Origin of the sequence: Streptomyces eurocidicus (genome assembly GCF_002891295.1) — a bacterium.
GTDB classification, from domain to species: domain Bacteria; phylum Actinomycetota; class Actinomycetes; order Streptomycetales; family Streptomycetaceae; genus Streptomyces; species Streptomyces eurocidicus.
In genome coordinates, this window is sequence record NZ_LGUI01000016.1 from 17,713 (window position 1) to 39,841 (window position 22,129).

Annotated in this window: 17 protein-coding genes; 10 read left to right on the forward strand and 7 right to left on the reverse strand. The window is 72.0% G+C overall.

What is annotated here, in order from left to right:
• Positions 1-350 precede the first annotated feature (350 nt).
• Positions 351-614, reverse strand: coding sequence for a WhiB family transcriptional regulator (locus AF335_RS33420; RefSeq protein ID WP_004952403.1), 264 nt, complete (start codon positions 612-614; stop codon positions 351-353).
• A 651-nt stretch (positions 615-1,265) separates the two neighbouring features.
• Between AF335_RS33420 and AF335_RS33430 the strand changes: the two genes are divergently transcribed.
• From AF335_RS33430 to AF335_RS33440, 3 genes are all read left to right on the forward strand, one after another.
• Positions 1,266-1,796: a cysteine dioxygenase gene (locus AF335_RS33430; RefSeq protein ID WP_102922193.1), complete on the forward strand. Its 531-nt coding sequence runs from the start codon at positions 1,266-1,268 to the stop codon at positions 1,794-1,796.
• A gap of 79 nt (positions 1,797-1,875) precedes the next feature.
• Positions 1,876-2,844, forward strand: coding sequence for a 2-phospho-L-lactate transferase (gene cofD, locus AF335_RS33435; RefSeq protein WP_102922194.1), 969 nt, complete (start codon positions 1,876-1,878; stop codon positions 2,842-2,844).
• Complete coding sequence (locus tag AF335_RS33440; protein WP_102922195.1) at positions 2,841-4,187, forward strand: coenzyme F420-0:L-glutamate ligase; 1,347 nt, start codon at positions 2,841-2,843, stop codon at positions 4,185-4,187. Before cofD ends, AF335_RS33440 begins: the two co-directional genes overlap by 4 nt.
• 175 nt (positions 4,188-4,362) lie before the next feature.
• Here the strand turns inward: AF335_RS33440 and AF335_RS33445 are convergent, their stop codons facing one another.
• The 3 genes from AF335_RS33445 to AF335_RS33455 all read right to left on the reverse strand — a co-directional run bounded on the left by AF335_RS33445 (position 4,363) and on the right by AF335_RS33455 (position 8,053).
• Complete coding sequence (locus AF335_RS33445) at positions 4,363-5,265, reverse strand: DNA-3-methyladenine glycosylase family protein (RefSeq protein WP_102922196.1); 903 nt, start codon at positions 5,263-5,265, stop codon at positions 4,363-4,365.
• Between the two features lie 133 nt (positions 5,266-5,398).
• On the reverse strand, positions 5,399-6,481 hold the full coding sequence (manB, locus tag AF335_RS33450; RefSeq protein WP_102922197.1) for a mannose-1-phosphate guanylyltransferase: 1,083 nt from the start codon (positions 6,479-6,481) through the stop codon (positions 5,399-5,401).
• An 81-nt stretch (positions 6,482-6,562) separates the two neighbouring features.
• Entirely contained in the window at positions 6,563-8,053 is a 1,491-nt protein-coding gene (locus AF335_RS33455) for a peptidoglycan recognition protein family protein (RefSeq protein WP_102922198.1), read from the reverse strand.
• A gap of 128 nt (positions 8,054-8,181) precedes the next feature.
• Here AF335_RS33455 and AF335_RS33460 point away from each other — a divergent pair, with 128 nt between their 5' ends.
• The 4 genes from AF335_RS33460 (at position 8,182) to AF335_RS33475 (ending at position 14,477) form a co-directional block, all read left to right on the forward strand.
• Entirely contained in the window at positions 8,182-8,934 is a 753-nt protein-coding gene (locus tag AF335_RS33460) for a TIGR03089 family protein (protein ID WP_102922199.1), read from the forward strand.
• 136 nt (positions 8,935-9,070) lie between these two features.
• Positions 9,071-10,435, forward strand: coding sequence for an LCP family protein (locus AF335_RS33465; RefSeq protein WP_244927236.1), 1,365 nt, complete (start codon positions 9,071-9,073; stop codon positions 10,433-10,435).
• Between the two features lie 227 nt (positions 10,436-10,662).
• Positions 10,663-12,414, forward strand: a complete 1,752-nt coding sequence (locus AF335_RS33470; protein ID WP_102922200.1) for an LCP family protein — start codon at positions 10,663-10,665, stop codon at positions 12,412-12,414.
• A gap of 155 nt (positions 12,415-12,569) precedes the next feature.
• Positions 12,570-14,477: an LCP family protein gene (locus AF335_RS33475; RefSeq protein ID WP_102922201.1), complete on the forward strand. Its 1,908-nt coding sequence runs from the start codon at positions 12,570-12,572 to the stop codon at positions 14,475-14,477.
• Between the two features lie 63 nt (positions 14,478-14,540).
• Here AF335_RS33475 and AF335_RS33480 read toward each other — a convergent pair whose 3' ends face one another.
• Positions 14,541-15,554, reverse strand: a complete 1,014-nt coding sequence (locus AF335_RS33480; protein WP_102922202.1) for a glycosyltransferase family 2 protein — start codon at positions 15,552-15,554, stop codon at positions 14,541-14,543.
• A 225-nt stretch (positions 15,555-15,779) separates the two neighbouring features.
• On the opposite strand from AF335_RS33480, the gene AF335_RS33485 reads away from it, so the two are divergent.
• Positions 15,780-17,270, forward strand: a complete 1,491-nt coding sequence (locus tag AF335_RS33485; RefSeq protein WP_102922203.1) for an LCP family protein — start codon at positions 15,780-15,782, stop codon at positions 17,268-17,270.
• A gap of 192 nt (positions 17,271-17,462) precedes the next feature.
• Here the strand turns inward: AF335_RS33485 and AF335_RS33490 are convergent, their stop codons facing one another.
• On the reverse strand, positions 17,463-18,011 hold the full coding sequence (locus tag AF335_RS33490) for an acyl-CoA thioesterase (protein WP_102922207.1): 549 nt from the start codon (positions 18,009-18,011) through the stop codon (positions 17,463-17,465).
• Positions 18,012-18,131: 120 nt separating this feature from the next.
• Here AF335_RS33490 and AF335_RS33495 point away from each other — a divergent pair, with 120 nt between their 5' ends.
• Positions 18,132-19,418, forward strand: coding sequence for an LCP family protein (locus AF335_RS33495; protein WP_102922204.1), 1,287 nt, complete (start codon positions 18,132-18,134; stop codon positions 19,416-19,418).
• Here AF335_RS33495 and AF335_RS33500 read toward each other — a convergent pair whose 3' ends face one another.
• A complete protein-coding gene (locus AF335_RS33500; protein WP_102922208.1) occupies positions 19,419-20,222 on the reverse strand; it encodes a VOC family protein in 804 nt (267 codons plus the stop codon).
• Between the two features lie 211 nt (positions 20,223-20,433).
• Here AF335_RS33500 and AF335_RS33505 point away from each other — a divergent pair, with 211 nt between their 5' ends.
• Positions 20,434-22,083 (forward strand): IS1182 family transposase, encoded by a 1,650-nt coding sequence (locus tag AF335_RS33505; protein WP_102922205.1) that lies wholly within the window; start codon positions 20,434-20,436, stop codon positions 22,081-22,083.
• The last annotated feature ends 46 nt before the right edge of the window (positions 22,084-22,129 follow it).

A 22,129-nucleotide genomic window follows, 5' to 3' on the forward strand; every position in this document is an offset into this window, starting at 1 on the left:
ACGGGCCACCACACTAGTGGCTGCGCACACAGCGGTCCGCCTCGCTCGGGCGGCGCCCGGGAGACGGACCGTTCGTCGGGGGAAGGCTGTTACCGGTCGGCGGACCGGTCTACGTACGCGTCGGCATACCGGCCGGCATACGGCCTGTGTGCCGGTCGTCGTACCGAATCGCCGTGCCGGTCGTCATACCGATCGGCGCGCCCGTCGTCGTACGGGGCGGTGTGCCGGTCGGAGTGCTCTCCGGTTTCCCGGCCGGTCTTCCATAAGACCGTTCATCAGATCCATAGGATCTGTATGACCTATCGGATCGATGGTGGTTCCCATCCGGTCCGGCGGCCCAATCCCGGCGGTCAGACCGCGGCTTTCTTGAGACGGCGGCGCTCGCGCTCGGACAAGCCGCCCCAGATGCCGAAGCGTTCGTCATTGGCAAGGGCATATTCAAGGCACTCCGAGCGGACCTCGCAGGCGAGGCAGACCTTCTTCGCCTCGCGGGTGGATCCACCCTTTTCGGGGAAGAAGGACTCGGGATCGGTCTGAGCGCACAGTGCGCGCTCCTGCCAGCCGAGCTCCTCGTCCGCCTCCTCGACCAGCAGTTGCTGAAACAGCTCGGTCATGTGCGCCCCTCGTCTGTCATTTGCGTCCCCGTGATGCTGCCTTCATCAAAGCGGCAGAACGACACGGGTGAAATTACAAGTGTGCCGATCCGGGCCAGTCAAGCCGAGATCTGCTATTGGGCCCCTTATTCACTCTGCGGAACCAAAGCCAAGCAGAAAGTGCCCAAAACAATACAAGTCCGGACACATACATCTGCTCGCCACGACCGTCCCGTTACCTCCCTATGAGGTGAGGACGTCACGCGCGGCAATCCCGTTGCACCGTCCGGCCGAACGATGTTTACGGTCCCGGTTGGAGCGCCACCTGTCCGTACCCACACATACGCAAACCTTTCGGCACCCACAGTAACCGGATGAGGTGAAAGATTAGCCTCAAAACGGACACCCAGTTGACAGAGCGCGGTCGCGCCCGCCACCTTGGTTTCCATGCCAGCGATCGCCGCACTCAGCCTGACCCGTTCCTACGGGTCCCGCTGCGCTGTGCAGGCACGCTGTCGCTGTTCCAGCTGTTGATGCCCACGAGCTCCGGCTGACCTTCGCCTCTTCCACGCCCGCCGAGGGCTCGCGCTTCCGTACGCCCGTACCCGGCCCGGCGTCACCCGCACCGCCCGCCACCGCGCCGCCCCGCACTTCCGCCGAGGAATCCCGCACATGAACAGCGATGTCCAGATCGCCGGCGACCCGCTCGCCATCCCGCACCTGATGCCGCCGGTGCCCGCCCACCCCAGCACCGTCGCCGAGTTCGCGGGGCTGGCCCGCTCCGTCGCCGCCGACCGCGCCTCCTGGGCGCACCTCGTCCGCTACGACGCCACCAGCCGCTGGTACCAAAGGCTGCGCACCGGCCCCGGCTATGAGGCATGGCTGCTGAGCTGGGTCCCCGGCCAGGGCAGCGGCCCGCACGACCACGGCCCCTCCTCCGGTGTGCTGACCGTCCTGCAGGGCGAACTCACCGAGATCACCGGAGGCACGGGCCCGTACGGCGGCGCCCGCCGGCGCCTGCGCGCCGGAGCGCAGCGGGTCTTCGCGCCCGGCTACGCCCATGAGGTCGTCAACGACTCCCTCGCCCCGGCCGTCAGCCTCCACATCTACTCCCCCGGCCTCACCGAGATGCCCATGCACGGGCCGCGGAGCCAGGGCGCCACCGCGCCGCTGCCCGCCCTCCAGGAGGTCCTGCGCGGCTGACGCGCCCGCCCGGCACGGGCCGGGGCCGCCCGGCCACCACCCCTCAAGGCCGGACCCCCGGCCTGACAGACTGCACCTCATGCAGCGCATTGTGGTTCTGGCCGGCGGGATCGGGGGCGCCCGCTTCCTTCGTGGCCTCAAGTCAGCAGCTCCCGACGCGGACATCACCGTCATCGGCAACACCGGCGACGACATCCACCTCTTCGGGCTCAAGGTCTGTCCCGACCTCGACACCGTGATGTACACCCTCGGCGGGGGCATCCACGAGGAGCAGGGGTGGGGCCGGACCGGAGAGACCTTCGCGGTGAAGGAGGAACTGGCGGCGTACGGCGTGGGGCCCGGCTGGTTCGGCCTCGGCGACCGCGACTTCGCCACGCACATCGTCCGTACCCAGATGCTCGCCGCCGGCTACCCCCTCAGCGCCGTCACCGAGGCGCTCTGCGAGCGGTGGCAGCCCGGCGTGCGGCTGATCCCCATGAGCGACGACCGCGTCGAGACCCACGTCATGACCGACGACCCGGGGGCCCCCGGCGGCCGCAAGGCGATCCACTTCCAGGAGTACTGGGTCCGGCTGCGGGCCGAGGTGCCCGCGCACGCGATCGTCCCGGTCGGCGCCGACGAGGCCAAGCCCGCGCCCGGCGTCCTGGAGGCCCTCGCCGAGGCCGACGTCATCCTCTTCCCGCCGTCCAACCCCGTCGTCAGCGTCGGCACCATCCTCGCCGTGCCCGGCGTCCGCGAGGCCGTGGCGAACTCCGCCGCGCCCGTCGTGGGCCTCTCCCCCATCGTCGGGGACGCCCCCGTCCGCGGCATGGCCGACAAGGTCCTCGCCGCCGTCGGCGTCGAGTCCACCGCCGCGGCCGTCGCCCGGCACTACGGCTCCGGTCTCATCGACGGCTGGCTCGTCGACACCGTGGACGCGGGCACCGTGCCCGACGTCGAGGCCGCGGGCATCCGCTGCCGCGCCGTGCCGCTGATGATGACCGACGTCGAGGCCACCGCGCGGATGGCCGCCGAGGCGCTCGCGCTCGCCGCGGAGGTGCGCGCGTGACCGCCCCCCTCCCGACGACACCGCCGCCCGGGTTCCGGGTCTGGGCCCTCCCCGGCATCCCCGAGGTACGGCCCGGCGACGACCTCGTCAAGCTGATCGCCGCCGCCGCGACCGCCGACGAGCTGCCCGGCCTCGCCGACGGCGACGTCCTGCTCGTCACCTCGAAGATCGTCAGCAAGGCCGAGGGCCGCATCGTCGAGGCCGCCGACCGGCAGGCCGCCATAGACGCCGAGGCCGTACGGGTCGTGGCGCGGCGCGGCGAGCTCCGCATCGTCGAGAACCGGCTCGGGCTCGTCATGGCCGCCGCCGGCGTGGACGCCTCCAACACCGCGGCCGGCACGATACTGCTGCTCCCCGAGGACCCCGACGCCTCCGCCCGCGCCCTCCGCGCCGGGCTGCGGGACGCCCTCGGCGTCGACGTCGGCATCATCGTCACCGACACCTTCGGGCGCCCCTGGCGCAGCGGGCTCACGGACGTCGCCATCGGCGCCGCCGGGGTGCGGGTGCTGGACGACCTGCGGGGTGGCGTGGACTCGCACGGCAATCCCCTGAACGTGACGGTCGTCGCCACGGCGGATGAACTGGCCGCCGCCGGCGACCTGGTCAAGGGGAAGGCTTCGGGGCTGCCTGTCGCCGTCGTCCGGGGGCTTCCTCATGTCGTGGCTCCGGGCGACGGTGGGAGTGACCTCGGGGCCCGTGCCCTCGTGCGCAACGCCGCCGACGACATGTTCCGGCTCGGCACCTCCGAGGCCGTGCGCGAGGCCGTGACGCTGCGGCGTACCGTCCGCGAGTTCACCGACGCCCCCGTCGACCCCGGCGCGGTGCGCCGTGCCGTCGCCGCCGCCGTCACCGCTCCGGCGCCGCACCACACCACGCCGTGGCGGTTCGTCCTGCTGGAGTCCGAGTCGTCGCGCGTGGAGCTGCTCGACGCCATGCGGGACGCGTGGATCGCGGACCTGCGGGGCGACGGGTTCAGCGAGGAATCCATCGCCAAGCGGGTGCGGCGCGGCGACGTGCTGCGCAAGGCGCCCTATCTGGTGGTGCCCTGCCTGGTGGCGGACGGCTCGCACACCTATCCGGACGCGCGGCGCAACGCCGCCGAGCGGGAGATGTTCGTCGTCGCGGCCGGGGCCGGCGTGCAGAACTTCCTGGTGGCGCTGGCCGGCGAGCGGCTGGGATCGGCCTGGGTCTCCTCGACGATGTTCTGCCGCGACGTGGTGCGGTCGGTGCTGTCGCTGCCGGAGAACTGGGACCCGATGGGGGCGGTGGCCGTGGGGCACGCGGCGGCTCCTCCCCGGGAGCGGCCTGCGCGGGACGCTTCGGAGTTCTTCTCGGTGCGGTAGCCGCTGCCGCGGGCCTGGGCGGGGGCGGGGTGCGCCTGCGGCGGGCTCTTCCCCACCCCGCCCCTTCCCGTAACCGGGGCCGGCGCCCCGGGCCCCCCTTTCCGCGCTCCGCGCGGTGTCCTCAAGCGCCGGACGGGCTGATTTCAGCCCGTCCGGCGCTAGGGGCCAAAACCCCTCAGATCGCCCTGACGTCGTTCACCGACAGGCGCGGCGCTCTTCTCGGCTGTGCTCGCGTCATCAGGCAGATGAGGCGGCACGCCCTGTGCCGCTGGCCCTCGTACGGGGACAGCAGGTCGAGCATGCCCGCGTCGTCCGTCCCCCGCGCCCCCGTCAGCGCGTAGCCCACCGTCCTCGGCAGGTGGAGGTCGCCCACGGTGACCGCGTCCGGTGCGCCGTTGCTGCGCTGGACCGTCTCCGCCGCCGTCCACGGGCCGATGCCCGGGACCGCCTGGAGGCGGGCCGCGGCCGAAGGTCCGTCCATCGCGGCGGCCTCCTCCAGCCTGGCCGCTACCCGTGCCGCCCGGACGATCGCCGCCGAGCGCTTGCCGTCCACGCCCGCCTTGTGCCACTCCCAGGACGGGATCAGGGCCCAGGCCCGGGGCTCCGGCATCACGCGCATGCGGGGTACCGGTCCCGGTGCCGGCTCGCCGTGCCGCTGGAGCAACAGCCGCCACGCGCGGTACGCCTCGTCGCTGGTGACCTTCTGCTCCAGGATCGACGGGATCAGCGACTCCAGGACCAGCCCGGTGCGGGCCAGGCGCAGGCCGGGGTGGCGGCGGTGCGCGTCGTGGAGGAGGCGGTGGCGCGGTACGAAGGCGGCCGGGTCGTCCGTCGCGCCGAGCAGGGTGGGCAGGGTCTCCAGGAGCCAGTCGGCGCCCGGTCCCCACGCCTCGGCCCGCACCCGGCCCTCGCCCGTCGCCACGTGCAGCGTGCCCGGGCCCGCCGGGGTGCGGGTGGCCCGCCAGACCGATCCGTCCGGCCCCTTCCGGTAGGCCGGGTCGCCGGGGCCCCGCGCCAGGACGTCCAGGGTGCGCCCCAGGTCGTACGGGCCCGAGGGGGTCCATGTGCGCGTCGCCATCCGGCCAGGGTACGTCCGGGCCGAACCGGAAGGGGAGAGTCCGGGTCCGTTCCCGGGGGCGTAAGGAGCCCCGGGGAATCAGTCCGGATAAATCACTCCTGTGAGTGAACGTCTTGCTCCGCCGTGACCGGGGTCACTGATCCGACGAGAAGCGGATCGCCGCGTCCGGGATCCTCGCCCCGCACCAGATCCGCGCACCGGCCCGCAGCTCGTTGTCGGCGCCGACGTCGGCGCCGTCCCCGATGACCGCGCCGTCGAGGACCGTGCGCGCGCCGATGCGCGCGCCCGCGCCCACGAGCGAGTCCCGCACCTGCGCGCCCGCCTCGATCACCGCGCCGTCCAGCACCGTGCTGCCGTCGACCCGCGCCCCCGGCGCCACCCGGGCGCCCGCGCCGATGGCCGTGCCGCCCGTGAGCTTGGCGTCCGGGGCGACCTCGGCGGTGTCGAGGACCAGCCGGTCGCCGCAGCGGCCGGGGACCGCCGGGGACGGCGCCCGGCCCATCACCAGGTCCGCCGAGCCGCGCACGAACGCCTGGGGCGTGCCGAGGTCGAGCCAGTACGTGGAGTCGACCATGCCCTGGAGATGGGCGCCCGCCGCGAGCAGCCCGGGGAACGTCTCGCGCTCCACCGAGACCGGGCGGCCCGCCGGGATGCTGTCGATCACCGAGCGGTTGAAGACGTACGCGCCCGCGTTGATCTGGTCCGTGACGATCTCCTCGGGCGTCTGCGGCTTCTCCAGGAACGCCGTCACCCGCCCGTCCGGGTCCGTCGGGACCAGCCCGAAGGCCCGGGGGTCCTCGACCCGGGTCAGGTGCAGGGAGACGTCCGCGCCCGCCGTGCGGTGGGTGTCGACCAGGGCCTCGATGTCGAGGCCCGTGAGGATGTCGCCGTTGAAGATCAGAACCGGCTCGTCGGGGGCGGAGCGCAGCTTGCCGGCCACGTTGCGGATCGCGCCGCCCGTGCCCAGCGGCTCCTTCTCGGTGACGTACTCCAGGTGCAGGCCCAGCGCGGAGCCGTCGCCGAAGTACGGCTCGAAGACCTCGGCCAGATAGGACGTGGCCAGCACGATGTGGTCGATGCCCGCCGCGCGCGCCCGCGCCAGCTGGTGCGTGAGGAACGGGACGCCCGCCGCCGGGACCATGGGCTTGGGCGTGTTCATCGTGAGCGGGCGGAGCCGGGTTCCCTTGCCGCCGACCAGAAGGATCGCTTCAGTCACCTTGTCGTCTCTGCTTCCTGCTGGGGCCGGGCCGTGATCGGCGGCCAGTGTATGCAGACCCGGGGTAGGTGGATTGCCAGATCATCGCCCCTGGAGCCGGGCCGCCGTGGAGCGCGCCGTGCCGAGCCTGCTGTAAAGGCGGTCACCGGGGCACTCCGTCGCGTAGCCGTCGCGGTGCCCGGAGATGACCTTGAGCTTGACCGAGGTCCCCTTCTTGAACAGGTTGCCGCCGCCGGACACCAGCGTCGTGGTGCCCCTCGGGTTGGCCCCGAACAGTCCGAGCTTCCAGGCGGTGATGGCGCCGACGGCGTTCACGGCCGCGGTGGGCGGGCTGCTCTTGTCGAATGTTCCGAGAACGGCGATGCCCATGCTGTTGGTGTTGAAACCGAGGGTGTGGGCGCCCATGACGGCCTTGGCCACCCCGCCGGCGCGGCCCTCGTAGATCTTCCCGCACTTGTCGATAAGGAAGTTGTAGCCCAGGTCCCGCCAGCCGCTGCTCACCACGTGGTAGCGGTAGATACTGCGGATGACCGAGGCGGACTGAGCGCAGGTGTAGCGGTTGCCGGAGGCCGAGTGGTGGACGAAGGCGGCCCGCACGGTGTTGGTGTAGACGAAGCCCTTCTCGCGCAGCGACTCGTCGGCGCCCCAGCCGACCCGGGTGACGATCCGCGGGCGCGGGCCGACGTAGCGGCCGGTGTCGGCCATCGTCTGGTCGGTGTCGTCGAGGTCTCCGGGGTACGTGGCGTCGACCGGGTCCCCGTACTCGGAGACCCGGGGCACCGACGCGTCGTCGGGGTCCATCGGGTACTCCGGGTCGTCGGCCCGGTGGCCGCCGCCCCGGCCGGCGCCGGTGGCGGCGATGTCGGCCACCGAGGCGGCCTTGCCGGCCGCCGGGATCTCGGTGGCGCCCAGCGGTACCAGCGGGGCGTTGGCGGCCGAGCTGGCGATCTCCTCCTCGGTGTCCGGCGGCGCCGCGGCACGTGTGCGGACCGGGTCGTCGCCCGGGTCGACGAGCTCCAGGCGCATCCCGGCCGGCAGGGCGCGGCCCTCCGGGGTCCGGTCGGCGACGGCCTCCGGGCGGACACGGACCTGGATGGCGTCGGAGGCGCCGACCCACAGCGGCGCGGTCGAACCGCGCAGCCGCCCGCCGCGGCCCTCGGCCGAGTCGAGGTCGGGGCGGTCGTCGTCATGGGTCTGCACGTCCTGCCACTTCGACCAGTCGCCGTTGGACACCGCGCGGGTGCGCACCTGGGCCAGGCCGCGCAGCTCGGCGGAGGCGTCGTCCCACACGATGCCGACCAGGGAGAAGGGCTTCACCTCCCGCTCCAGCAGCCCCTGCTCGGGGGCGGGCCCGCCCCCGTGGGCGCGGGCCCGGCCGCCGGCGGCGAGCGGGATCAGCGGCAGCGAGCGCGTCGAGCCGGGGATCGCCCGGGACGCGGCGGACACGTGCCCCTTGCTCCCGCGGGCCTCCGGGGCGGGGGAGGGAGCCGCCCCGTAGGAGGTCGCGAGGAAGGGCAGGGTGAGGGCGGCGGCGCATGCGGTCACGGTCGAGGAGACAAGAAATCCACGCATAAGAGAAATCCTGGACATATCCCGGCAGACATGTCCATTCAGCGGCTGACGGCCAGTCGGCCGTGGCGGCCGTCCCGGCGGGCTCCGGGCCTCGGCCGCGAACCGCCCCGGCGCGTACCCTGACGGCGATGAACGCCACCGATCGCACCCCCGCCGACCTGCTGCGTTCCGCGCTCGCCGCGGACCCGGCCCGCCCGCTCGTGACCTTCTACGACGACGCCACCGGCGAACGCGTGGAACTGTCCGTGGCCACCTTCGCCAATTGGGTGGCGAAGACCGCCAATCTGCTCCAGGACGCCTACTCGGTCGAGCCGGGCGACCGGGTGGCCCTGCGCCTGCCCGCCCACTGGCAGACCGCCGTCTGGCTGCTGGCCTGTTCGTCCGTCGGCGTGGTGGCCGACGTGGGCGGCGACCCGGCCGCCGCGGACCTGGTCGTCAGCGGCCCGGACACCCTGGAGGAGGCGCGCGCGTGCTCCGGCGAGCGCGTGGCACTGGCCCTGCGCCCCCTGGGCGGCCGGTTCCCCCAGCCGCCGGAGGGCTTCGCCGACTATGCCGTCGAGGTGCCGAGCCAGGGCGACCGCTTCGCCCCGTACGCCCCCGTGGACCCGGACGCGCCCTGCCTCGTCGTGGGCGGTCTGGAGCTGACGGGCGCCCAGCTCGTGGAGCGGGCTCGTACGGACGCCTTCCAGCACGGGCTCGGCACGGACTCCCGGATGCTGTCCGGCCTGCCGTACGACAGCTGGGACGGCCTCTCCGCCGGGCTCTTCGCCCCGCTGGCGGCCGGCGGCTCCGTGGTGCTCTGCCGCAACCTCGACCGGCTCTCCGGCGGCGGCCTGGACAAGCGCCGGGAGAGCGAGCGCGTCACCGTGACGGCCCTCTGACGCTGCCGCATCCGCGCGGCCGCGCGATGATCGGGGGGACGCGCCGTCCCGGCGTGCCGAGCACCAGCGCGCGGCCCCCCGCGCGGACCAGGCCCCTACGGAGGCACGTACCACCCGGTGAGGGAGGGACGCAGCCGTGCACGACAGCATCGATCTGCTCCCGCCGCCGCCCCGGCGGCGGCGCCGCTGGCTGCGCTGGCTGGCCCTGGGCCTGGTGGTGCTGGTGCTCGCCTCGGTGGCCGTGGGCTGGCTGCTCTACCGGCGGCTCGACAGCAACATCACCACGGACACCGCGACCGCGAACGAACTGGCGCGCTACGAGAAGCAGCGCCCCTCGGAGCTGGTGGCCGGTGCGCAGAACATCCTGATCATCGGCTCGGACACCCGCGACGGCCCCGGCAACCGCAGCTACGGCGAGGACAGCGGCCAGCGCTCGGACACCACGATCCTGCTGCACGTCGCCGCCGACCGGCGCAGCGCGACCGCCGTCAGCCTGCCGCGCGACCTGATGGCGAAGATCCCGGCCTGCCGGCGGCCGGACGGCGTCGAGACCAGCGAGCGGTTCGCCCAGTTCAACTGGGCCTTCGAGCTCGCGGGGGCGGCCTGCACCATCCGTACCGTCGAGAACATCAGCCATATCCGCATCAATCACCATGTGATCGTCGATTTCAACGGCTTCAAGCGGCTGGTGGACTCGATCGACGGGGTCGAGGTGTGCCTCAAGCAGGCCGTGAACGACCCCGAGGCCCGGCTCAAGCTCCCGGCGGGCCGTCAGGTGCTGCTCGGGGAGCAGGCGCTCGGCTTCGTACGGGCCCGTTACAGCCTCGGCAACGGCAGCGACACCGAGCGGATGGGGCGGCAGCAGGAGTTCCTGGGGGCCCTGTTCAAGGAGATGCAGAGCAACGGCGTGCTGCTCAACCCGGCGCGGCTCTACCCGGTGCTGGACGCGGCGACGTCCTCGCTGACCACGGACGCCGGCCTGGACACCCTGCGGAAGATGTACGACCTGGTGCGCACCGTGCGCGGCATCCCCAGCGACCGGGTCCAGTTCCTCACGGTGCCGCGCCGCCCGTACCCGTACAACCCGGACCGCGACGAGCTCGTCCAGCCCGACGCCGATCAGCTCTTCGAGCAACTGCGCCGGGACCGCCCGGTGTCGGTGAGCGCCCACGTCCGGCCCGCGGACGGCAAGCCGGGCGGCAGATTCGGTGACAGCTCCGGCGGCAGCTCCGGCGGCAGGGCGGCGGGGAGCCGGCCGCGGGCCGAGGACGAGGACTGGACCCCGGAGCCCGAAGCCCCCGTGGAGTACGGCGGGCCCTCCGCCGGTTCACCCTCCTCCGGTTCGTTCTCCTCGGGTTCGCCCTCCTCCGGCGAGCGGTCCATCGCCCCTCCCGGCGCCTCCCCCATGAGCCCCCCGGCGAGCCCTTCGGCCGCCTCTCCGGCACGCACCGCCCCTCCCACATACGAGGGAACCACCGCAGCACACGGCATCTGTGGATGAATCACCCGAAGCGTATGATCGGCTTTTCGCATGCCCGAAGGGATTGGGCAGATTGCCCAGTTGTAGGGGAGTGGAATTTGTCACCGGCGTCGCTTGACGCTGAACTGGGCGGATAGTGTGAGCGATCCGGTGCGCACGGTCGGCTGACCGCGCACTGCACTGATGACGTGACCGAGCGCCTCTGGGGGGTAGGCGCCGCGTGGCACCGACGGAGGATTCAAGCGACCGTGGACGCGCAAGGCCGTGGGCGGGCGGGTGGCATCGACCCCGCCGACCAGTGGGTCTTCGACCCGAAAACCGGCAGCTACGAGCTGCGTCTTGACCAAGCCGAGGAGGCCGGGAAGGCCCCCGGGCACAGCTCCGGCTCCACCGCCGATGCCACGGCCGCTTCCGCCAAGCCCCGAAGCCCCAAGGCACCGCCCGGCCGCCGTGCCGTGCCGCCGCAGCGCGGCGGCGGTGGCGGCGGACGGCGGGCCGGAGCCAAGCCGGCCGTGGGCCGGCGGCGGCCCAAGCCGAAGAAGAGCACGAAGAAGAAGGTGCTGCTGTGGACCGGCGGCAGCCTCGCCTTTGTGCTGGTCGGCGGCTCGCTGGGCGGGTATCTGCTCTACCAGCACTTCAACAACAACCTCAACAAGATCGACGTCGGGGTGGACAACGCCGCCGTCACCAAGGGCCCCGTCAACATCCTGGTCATCGGCACCGACAAGCGTGACGGCAAGGGCAACCAGGGGTACGGCGACGAGGGCAGCGTCGGCCACGCCGACACCACGCTGCTCTTCCATGTCTCCGAGGACCGGTCGAACGCCACGGCGCTCTCCATCCCCCGCGACATGATCACCGACATCCCGGAGTGCACCACCAAGAAGGACGGCACGACCAAGACGATCCCCGGCTCCACGGGCGTCCGCTTCAACGAGAGCCTCGGCCAGGAGGAGCGCGACCCGGGCTGCACCTGGCGGACCGTCGAGGCGCTCACGGGCCTGAAGGTCAGTCACTTCATGATGGCCGACTTCAACGCCGTCAAGCAGATGTCGTCGGCCGTCGGCGGCGTCGAGGTCTGCCTGGGCAAGGACATCGACGACCCCAAGTCGCACCTCAAGCTGAGCAAGGGCCGGCACAAGATCGAGGGTGAGGACGCGCTCGCGTTCGTCCGCACCCGGCACAGCGTGGGCTTCGAGAGCGACCTGGACCGGATCAAGCTCCAGCAGCAGTTCCTGAGTTCGATGATCCGCGAGATGAAGTCCGACGACACCTTCACCAACCCCAAGAAGCTCTACGACCTCGGTGACGCGGCGACGAAATCCCTGACGGTCGACACGGGAATAGGGTCCGTCAGCAATCTGACCAAGCTGGCGAAGGACCTCAGCCGGGTCAACATCAAGAACATCTCCTTCGTGACCGTCCCGGTCAAGGACAACCCCGCCGAGGGGAAGAACCACAAGACGGTCGTGCTCGACAAGACGAAGTCCGACCCGCTCTTCGCCATGGTCCGCGACGACGTCTCCCTCACCGAGGTGAAGGAGAAGGAGAAGAAGGAGCAGGAGAAGGCGGACGCCGCCCAGGACGCCCTCCTCAAGGGGCCCAAGGCCGAGCCCGCGAACGTCCGGGTGAAGGTCCTGAACGGCAGCGGCCGGATCGGCGCGGCCCAGGAGGCCGTCGTCTGGATGCAGAACACCAAGGGCATGCGCCACACCAGCAACGGCGGCAACGCCGTCGGCGGCAAGAAGCTGGACAAGACCGTCCTGGAGTTCGCCCCGAACCAGGCCGATCAGGCGCGCCGGCTCGCGGAGGTCATGGGCCTGCCCGTCGAGGCGCTCAAGGTGGGCAAGACGGACGCCGCCCCGACCGCGGAGATGACGCTCACGCTCGGCGCCGACTTCAAGGCCGCGGGCACGCCCGTCTCCGTTCCGACGCCCACGAAGGCGCCGGAAGGCATCCAAAAGGTCGAAGCGGACGACAAGAACATCTGCGCCAAGTGAACCCATCCCCCGCACACATGCATCTCACTATCGGACGACCGGTCAATTGAGCACGGCACGGCCGTACGATCCGCTCGGAGCGATCTGCGTGCACAGAGCGACGAGATACGACACGCCTGCCCATCGGGCCGGACGCAGCAGTTAGGGGAGCCCCCATGGGGGACAGCAGTGTGCGGGGGCCGCGGGCGCGCGGCCGCGTCCCGGGGGCCCGCGACGGGCAGGAGACCGGCGACGCGACCGGGCAGGCCGAGAAGTCCGTGAAAGCGGAGAAGGCCGCGCAGTCAGAGAAGACCGCGAAGGCGGATAAGACCGGGCAAGCCGGGAAGAACGGACGGGCCGGGAACGCCGGGGCCGCCACCGGGAAGGCGGGCGCGGGCGTCACCGACGCGGGCGGGGCCACGGCCGGCGGCGCGTCCGGCACGGCCGAGGCCGCCGCCGGCCCGGCCGGTGACGGTGCGTCCGGCGGCAAGGGCCGTACCGGGCGGCGCTCCCGCGCGGCCCGAATAGCCCGCTGGACCGCGCTCTGCCTCGCGGTCCTCATCCTCGGCACCGCCGCCGCGGGGTACTTCTACTACGAGCACCTCAACGGCAACCTCAAGAAGGACCCGCTCAACCTCGGCGACAAGCAGCTCGACCGGAGCGCCGCCAACGCCGCCGGCCAGCGCCCCCTGAACATCCTGATACTCGGCTCGGACAGCCGGAACAGCGCGGAGAACGTCGCCCTCGGCGGCGCCCGCGAGGACGCCGGCCGCAAGCCGCTCGCCGATGTGCAGATGCTGGTGCACGTCTCGGCGGACCGCACCAACATGTCGGTCATCAGCGTCCCGCGCGACACCCGGGTGACGATCCCCAAGTGCACCGACCCGGAGGACGGCAAGGTCTACCGGGAGACCGACCACCAAATCATCAACACCAGCCTGATGAACGGCGGCCCCGGCTGCACGGTCGCCACCTGGGAGGAGCTCACCGGCATCCCGGTCGACCATTTCATGATGATCGACTTCGCCGGTGTGGTGAGCATGGCCGACGCCGTCGGTGGCGTCCCGGTCTGCGTCGACAACAACGTCTACGACGACAAGTCCGGCCTGCGGCTGCGCAAGGGCCGGAGCAACGTCAAGGGCGAGCAGGCCCTCCAGTGGCTGCGCACCCGCCACGGCTTCGAGGACGGCAGCGACATCGGCCGTACCCACGCCCAGCACATGTACATGAACTCGATGGTCCGCCAGCTCAAGTCGGGCACCAAGCTCTCCGACCCGGGCCAGCTCACCGACCTCGCCGAGGCCGCCACCAAGGCGCTCACGGTCGACAAGGACCTCGGCTCGGTCAAGAAGCTCTACGACCTCGCCAACGACATCAAGCGGGTGCCGTCCGGCCGGATCACCATGACCACGATGCCGTGGATCTCCGACCCGCAGAACCCGGACGCCCATGTGATCCCCAAGCCGGGCGACGCGGACAAGCTGTTCTCGCTGGTGCGCAACGACATCGCGCTCGACGGCAAGGACAAGAAGAAGGACGAGAAGAGCTCCTCGCCCGCGGCCCCGACCGGGCCCAGGAGCGCCGTCGACGTCACGGTCTTCAACGGCACCGGCACCGCCGCCCAGCCCGTGGCCGTCGGCCGGGGCTCCGACATCGCGGCCTTCCTGGTGAAGCAGGGCTTCAGCAAGGCCACGGCGGACTCCACGCCCAGGTCGCAGGCCGACACCACGCTCAGCTACGCGAAGGCGTCCCAGCGCGGCGACGCCGAGGCGCTGGCCAAGGCCCTGGGGCTGCCGGACAGCGCGCTGCGGATGTCCACGGCGGTCGACGGGCTGACCCTGGTCGTCGGCGGGGACTGGCGTACGGGCACGACCTACCCGAAGGCCCCGGACGAGGCACGGGGCGACGCCGGGAAGGACGGCGACAAGGGCGCGAAGGACGACCCGGACGCCAAGAACGACGGCAGGAACGGGGACAAGCCCCGGAGCAAGGGCGACGACAACAAGGCGCCCGAGAGCGCGGATCCGCTCAACGGCAACGACACGTCGGCCTGTATGAAGGTCAACTCGCTGAATCGTTTCTGAGCGGGGCCCGTCCCCGGACGGGCGGCCGTACGGGCCCGGGGTGGGCCCGTACGGCGTCGCGCGCTACTTCGTGACCGCCGGGCGGCGGCTGGCGATGACCTTGCGGGCGAGCGAGCGGGGGCTGGTCAGGAAGCCGAACCCCCACGACATGTGCATCGTCGCCAGGGCCACGGGGATCTGCGCCCGCGCCTTGAGCGGCAGGCCCTTGCCGGCGGGCACCGAGCCCGCGGCGATGGCCGCCAGATACCCGGCGGGCACGACCAGGCCCCAGGGGGTGACGGCCGCGCCGACCACCACGCCCGCGGCGATGGCCACGACGGCGGTCGGCGGCGCGAGGTAGCGGAGGTTGATCGAGCCCTGGTGGTAGCGGGCGACGACGTGCCGCCAGCGGCCGTAGTCCTTGTACTGCTTGGCGAGCGCCTTCACGCTCGGGCGCGGCCGGTAGGAGACCTTCAGCTCGGGCGAGAACCAGATCAGCCCGCCCGCCTCACGGATCCGGAAGTTCAGCTCCCAGTCCTGGGCGCGGATGAACTCCTCGTTGTAGCCGCCCTGCCGCTCCAGCGCCTCGCGCCGGAAGACGCCCAGGTAGACGGTCTCGGCGGGGCCGGCCGCGCCACCCGTGTGGAAGGCCGCGTTGCCCACGCCGATCTTCGAGGTCATGGCGGCGGCGACGGCGTGCTCCCAGTCGTTCTCGCCCTCGGCGTGCATGATGCCGCCGACGTTCTGCGCGCCCGTCTCGTCGAGCAGCCGCACGGCCGTCGCGATGTAGTTCGGCGACAGCATGCCGTGGCCGTCCACGCGCACCACGATCGGGTGACGGGACGCCTTGATCGCGGCGTTGAGGGCGGCGGGCGTCCGGCCGGTGGGGTTGGGCACGGTGTGCACCCGGGGGTCTTCCCTGACGAGCTCGGCGGCGATCTCGTCCGTGCGGTCCGTGGACGGACCGAGGGCGATCACGACCTCCAGCTCACCGGCGTACTCCTGTTCGAGAATGTGCCGTACAGAGGTGCGCAGATGCCGCTCCTCGTTGAGCACCGGCATGATCACGGAAACGGCGGGCGGCTGCTGTTCGGGCATGGTTCCTCGGGGGTACGGGGGTCACTCACCGGACGCGCGGGGGGCGGCGGACTCGTCGGTCACGTTACCGCCAATGGCGGAGGCCGACGCTCCCGGCCGGGTGGCGGGCGTGACCCCGAACGGCGTGGGGGCGCGGTCCATAGATCGTATGGGCATACCGTGACCGCTCCCTGGCCCTTCCGGGCCCGGCCCCGTCCTGGTCCCGACCGTCGCGGAGGTCTCGCCTTGACCGCACCCGCCCGCAACCCGCGCTCGCACCGGGCCCGCCACGGCGCCCCCCGCCGCCCCCGCTGGGGGCTGCGGATCACCTCGCTGGCCGCGCTGGCGGTCCTGGGCGCGGGGGGCCTCGGGCACGCCGTGGTCAGCGGGATCGACAGCCGGATCGACCGGGTGGACGCCTTCCGCGGGCTGGTCGACCGGCCGCCCGAGACCCGGCAGGGGATGAACGTGCTGCTGGTGGGCACGGACGGCCGGGAGCGGATCAGCCCGGCCCTGCGGGACCGCTACCACCTGGGCGGCGCGCCCTGCCACTGCACCGACACCCTGATGCTCGTCCACCTCTCCGCCGACCGCGACCGGGCGACCGTGGTCAGCCTGCCCCGCGACACCTACACGATGATCCCCGAGCACACCGACGAGGCCGGCCGCGACCGCCCGGCCCACCCGCAGAAGCTCAACGCGGCCTACGCCGAGGGCGGCCCCAGCCTGACCGTGCGGACGGTGGAGCAGCTGACCGGCGTGCACGTCGACCACTATCTGGAGGTCGACTTCGCGAGCTTCATGCGGACCGTCGACGTGCTGGGCGGGGTGCGGGTGTGCTCGGCCAAGCCGCTCCGGGACCGCTACAGCGGGCTGGACCTGCCGGCGGGCCCCAGCGAGCTGGACGGCGGGCGGGCACTGCAGTACGTGCGCTCCCGGCATCTCGACGGCGCCGCCGACCTGGGACGGATGCAGCGGCAGCAGCGCTTCCTCGCCTCGCTCCTGCACCAGGCGACGAGCAGCGGGGTGCTGCTGAACCCGGTGAAGTTCCAGGAGGTCTCCGCCACCCTGCTGGGCTCGGTCCGCGCCGACCGGGGCTTCGGCGGGGACGAGCTGGTCGGGCTGGGCCGGGCGATGCGCAATCTGACGCCCTCCTCGACGGAGTTCGTCTCGGTGCCGGTCGGGGTCGCCGACTTCCCGGTTCCGCACATCGGCTCGACCGTGAAGTGGGACGAGGCGGCGGCCGGCAAGCTCTTCCAGGCCCTGCGCGACGACCAGCCGCTCACCGAGCGGAACCGCCGGGCGCACGACGCCAAGGCGCCGCGCCGGCTGGTGGGGCCGCCGGTGCCGGTGGAGGTGGCGCCCGGGAAGGTCCGGGTCCAGGTCTACAACGGCAGCCGCCGCCCGGGCCTCGCCCGCACCACCGACCTGGATCTGCGCGCGACCGGCTTCAGCACGACGGGCGTACCGGCCGACGCCCGGGTACCGGTGCCGCCGCGGCGCACGGTGATCTCCTACGACCCGCGCTGGGACCGCTCGGTGCGCTCCCTGGCGGCGGCGCTGCCGGGCGCGGAGCTACGGCCGGTGGCGCGGCAGGGTCCGCTGATGAAGGTGACCCTGGGGCTGGACTTCAAGGGGGTACGGGCGGTGCGGGTGTTTGCGCCGGTCCCGAAGCGGCAGGGGGCGGCGGCGGTCACGGGCGACCAGGTGATCTGCCCGGAGGGGGCGGGGGTGTAGCGGGGGTTTTCCCCTACCCGCCCCTTCCCGAATGTCCTCAAACGCCGGGCGGGCTGAAAATCAGCCCGCCCGGCGTTCTCGACAAAGGCCGACCTGGGCAAAATCCAGCCCGTCCGGCGTTTGAGGACACCGCGCGGTAGCGCGGAAAGGGGCCCGGGGCGGCAGCCCCGGATCCCGAAGACCCGCGGACGGTCAATCCTCGATACCGTCCGCGGCCCGCTTCTCGCGAAGCTCCATGATCGCCCGACGGCGCGCCAGCCGGTGCGTGCGCCGGATCTGCGCCTCCTGGTAGCGCCTGCGGTCCCGCTCCGTCTCGGGGAGGACCGGCGGGACGTGCCGCGGCTTGCCGTCGGCGTCGACCGCGGCGAAGACGAGGTACGCGCTGCCCACCTGCACGGCGGGGGTCGACTCGTTCCACCGCTCGGCGAGCACCCGGACGCCGACCTCCATGGAGGACCGGCCGGTCCAGTTCACCTGGGCCTTCACATGGACGAGGTCCCCCACCCGGACCGGCTCCAGGAAGGCCATCTCGTCCATGGAGGCGGTGACCGCCGGGCCGCCGGAGTGCCGGCCGGCCACCGCGCCGGCGACGTCGTCCACCAGCTTCATGATCACGCCACCGTGCACGGTGCCCAGCAGATTGGTGTCGCTGCCGGTCATGATGTGGGACAGCGTCGTACGGGAGGCCGACGTCGTCTTGCCGGGTATGTCCGTCTCCGGATTCCGGTCCTGAATGGTCATGTCCACCACTGTATGCCGCCCGCCGCCCCAGGGCCGTTCTGCATCAGCTCTGCAACAGCAATGCCCCGATCATGTGGTCGCCCTGCCGGTCGACCGGGCACCCGGGGCACACTGCGTTACATGAGCGATTGGCCGGATGGGCGGACCGACGAGCGGGGCCGGTACGGGCACGGCAGCACGAATGCCGAGCCCGAGGGCGCCCGCGCCATGCCCCATGTGCGGCGCACGGCGCCACCCCGCCAGTACCAGCCGGCCCCGGGCTACGACGACGGGCCCGCGGTCACGGACCACGCCTCCGGCGGGCGCCGGGACGACGGCTACAACACCGGTCAGGTCTACGGGCCCGGCGGTCCGGCCGGCCCGGGGCGCGGCGGCCGGGGCGGCGGCCGGGGCCCGCACGGCGGGGCGCCGCGCACCACTCCGCCGAACTGGCGCAAGCGGATCACGATCGGCCTGACCGCCTTCGTGGTGGTGCTGCTGGCCGTCTCCGTCAGCACGTACTTCTGGGCCGACTCCAAGCTGCGCCGCGAGGTGGACCTCGGCAAGGTCGAGGACCGGCCGGCGGCGGGCGAGGGCACCAACTACCTGATCGTGGGTTCCGACAGCCGCGAGGGCCTGTCCGACGCGGACAAGAAGGAGCTCCACACCGGGTCGGCGGACGGCAAGCGCACCGACTCGATGATGATCCTGCACACCGGTGACAACGGCACCACGATGCTGAGCCTGCCCCGTGACTCGTTCGTCACGATCCCCGCCTTCACCGGCAAGGAGTCCGGCAAGAGGTTCCCCGCGTCGAAGCACAAGCTCAACCAGGCGTACTCCGACGGCGGGCCGGAGCTGCTGGTGCGGACCATCGAGTTCAACACCGGGCTGCGCATCGACCACTACGCGGAGATCGGCTTCGGCGGCTTCCGCAATCTGGTGGACGCGCTGGGCGGGGTGGAGATGTGCCTGGACAAGCCGCTGAAGGACCCGGACTCCGGCGCGGACTTCAAGGCCGGCTGCCAGGAGCTGAACGGCGCCCAGTCGCTGGCCTTCGTGCGCCAGCGCCACCAGGAGGCCGACCAGGACCTGGGCCGGATGCGCAACCAGCAGAAGTTCCTGAACACCCTCGCCAAGCAGGCCGCCTCGCCGAGCACGGTCCTCAACCCGTTCCGCCTCTACCCCGTGATCGGCTCCGGCCTGGACACGCTCATCGTCGACAAGGACATGGGCCTGTTCGACCTGACGTCGATGTTCTGGGCGATGAAGGGCGTGACGGGCGGCGACGGCAAGCAGCTGACCGTGCCGATCGCGAACGCGAACCTCCCGACGCCGAGCGACGGCGTGGCCGTGAAGTGGGACATGTCCAAGGCCGGGCAGCTCTTCGACCAGCTCAAGAAGGACCGCAAGGTCACCGCCGAGTGATCACGGGCCCTCGGTCGTGCTGGCGTCGATCACGGCGAAGGCACCTCCCTGGGGGTCCTGGACCACGGCCATCCGCCCGGCGGCCATGTCGAACGGCGGCTTGAGCACCGAGCCGCCGGCCCGGATCACCGCGTCGACCGTGCTGTCGGTGTCGTCGACCGAGAAGTAGGTCAGCCAGTTCGAGGGCCCGTCGGGCGGGGCGGGCAGGGTGCCGAGCGCCTGCATCCCGCCGACCGTCCGGTCGCCCGCGGCCAGCGAGAAATAGCCGGGCATGCCCTCCGCCGGGGTCGCCCTGAGGCCGAGCACGGCGGCGTAGAAGCCCGAGGCGGCGGCCGTGTCGTTGGTGTTGAGCTCGTTCCAGACCAACGAGCCGGGCTCGTTGACGACCTTCGCGCCCATGAAGTCCTTGGCCTGCCAGAGGCCGAAGACCGCGCCCGTGGGGTCCTCGGCGACCGCCATCCGGCCGAGGGTGAGCACGTCCGTCGGTGGCATGGTCAGCTTGCCGCCGTTGCCCGTGATCTCCCGGCCGGTGGCGTCGAGGTCCTCGGTCGCCAGATAGGTGGTCCACACGCTCGGCGGCGCCGGATCGGGCGTGCTGCCGTCCGGGTTCATCGCCGCCATGATGCCCGCCACCGGCTTGCCGTCCTTGGCGCAGATCGCGTACCCGCCGGTCTCGGGCGGCCCTACCTCGCCCTGCCAGCCGAACAGGTCGCGGTAGAAGTCGAGGGCGGCCTGCTGGTCGGGGACCATCAGATCGATCCAGCAGGGGGTGCCGGGTGCGTACGGACCGGTGACGTCGGGCATGAGCGGGTCCTCCATGGCGGTACGGGCGTCCTCCCCCGCAGCTTCGGCGGGCGGGCGCGGCGCCGCCAGGGGGATTGGCCCGTACGGACGCGCGAGGCCCCCCGGCAGGGTGCGATGCCGTTGGCGAATCCGGGGTGCTCTGTGCGTGACGTCGGTCTCCAAGATCTGGTTGTGGTCTTGGAGACCGACGTTTTGCGTGGGGAGGGTGTCGATGTCGATGCAGCCGGGGGCGCCGGGTGATGTTCCGGCGGAGACGGTCCGGGTGGCTCGGGCGGCTTTCCCGAAGGGGAGTCTGGCGATCCGTGTCCGGGACGAGCTGGGTGTGCTGTTCACCGACGAGCAGTTCGCCGACCTGTTTCCCTCGCGGGGTAAGCCGGCCTGGTCACCGGGCCGTCTGGCGCTGGTCTCGGTACTTCAGTTCGCCGAGGGGCTTGCGGACCGGCAAGCCGCGCAGGCAGTGCGGGCGCGTATCGACTGGAAATACGCGCTGAACATGGAGCTGACCGACCCGGGTTTCGACTACTCGGTGCTGAGTGAGTTCCGCGGCCGGCTGGTCGCGGCCGAGGCAGGACAGCTGATCTTCGACCGGGTCCTGGACGCGGCCCGCGCGGCGGGTCTGCTGCGGTCGGGCGGGCGGGCCCGCACCGATTCCACGCATGTGCTGGCCTCTATCCGGTCGCTGAACCGGCTGGAGTTCGTCATCGAAACTCTGAGGGCGGCGCTCAACGCGCTGGCGGCTGCGGCTCCTGCCTGGCTGACCGATCACGCCGAGCCTGCCTGGTTCGAGCGGTATGCCTCGCGCGCCGAGGACTACTGGCTGCCGCAGGGCCGCGGCAAGCGGGCCGAGCTCGCCGAACAGAGCGGTGCCGACGGAATGCGGCTGCTGCACGACGTGTTCGCTCCCTCTTCCCCGGCCTGGCTGCGTGAACTGCCCTCAGTGCGCATCCTGCGTGAGGCGTGGGTGCAGCAGTACTGGCTCGACGCGGAGGGGCAGGTGCGGTGGCGCTACCCAAAAGACTGCCCGCCGGGCGCGAAGCGCCTGGTCAGCCCCTATGACACCGAGGTCCGCTACAGCATCAAGCGCGACATCAAGTGGGACGGGTTCAAGGTCCATCTCACCGAGACCTGCACGCCGGACACCCCGAACCTGCTCACCCACGTGCTGACCACCGACTCCACCGTCCCCGACATCAAGGCGACCGACACGATTCACGACGGCCTCGCGGCCCGGGACCTGCTGCCCGACGAGCACCTGCTCGACACGGGCTATCTCGACGGTTCCCGCATCGTCACCGCTCTCCAGCGGTACGGCGTCACTCTGACCGGTCCGGTCACGGGCAACACCACCGCCCAGGCGGCCGGCGCCTACACGCAGGAAGCCTTCGCCGTGGACTGGGGCCACAGGACCGTAACGTGTCCGAATGGCATCACCACTGGTCAGTGGCGCGAAGCGCTATCCCACCGTGGCACCCCGGTGGTCCGGGTGAAGTTCTCCGCGACCGACTGCCGTCCCTGCCGCGTCCGCGCTGAGTGCGTCAGCTCGACCGCCGCCATGCGCCGGGAGATCACCCTGCGTCCCCGGCCCGAACACGAAGCCATCCAGCACGCGCGCGCCATCCAGAACACACCCGCCTGGAGAGAACGCTACGCGGCCCGCGCCGGCGTCGAGGGCACCATCTCCCAAGCCGTCCAAACCGTTGGCCTGCGAAAATGCCGCTACCACGGACTCGCGAAGACCCGGCTACAGCACCAGCTCACCGCCGCCGCGATCAACCTCGCCCGCATCGACACCTGGACAGCAGACCGGCCCCGAGCCCGCACCCGGATCTCCCACCTGGCAGCACTTCGCCCCGCCGGATAACCGGCGGGGCGAAGTGCGCAGGCCCCGGATTCGCCAACGGCATCGC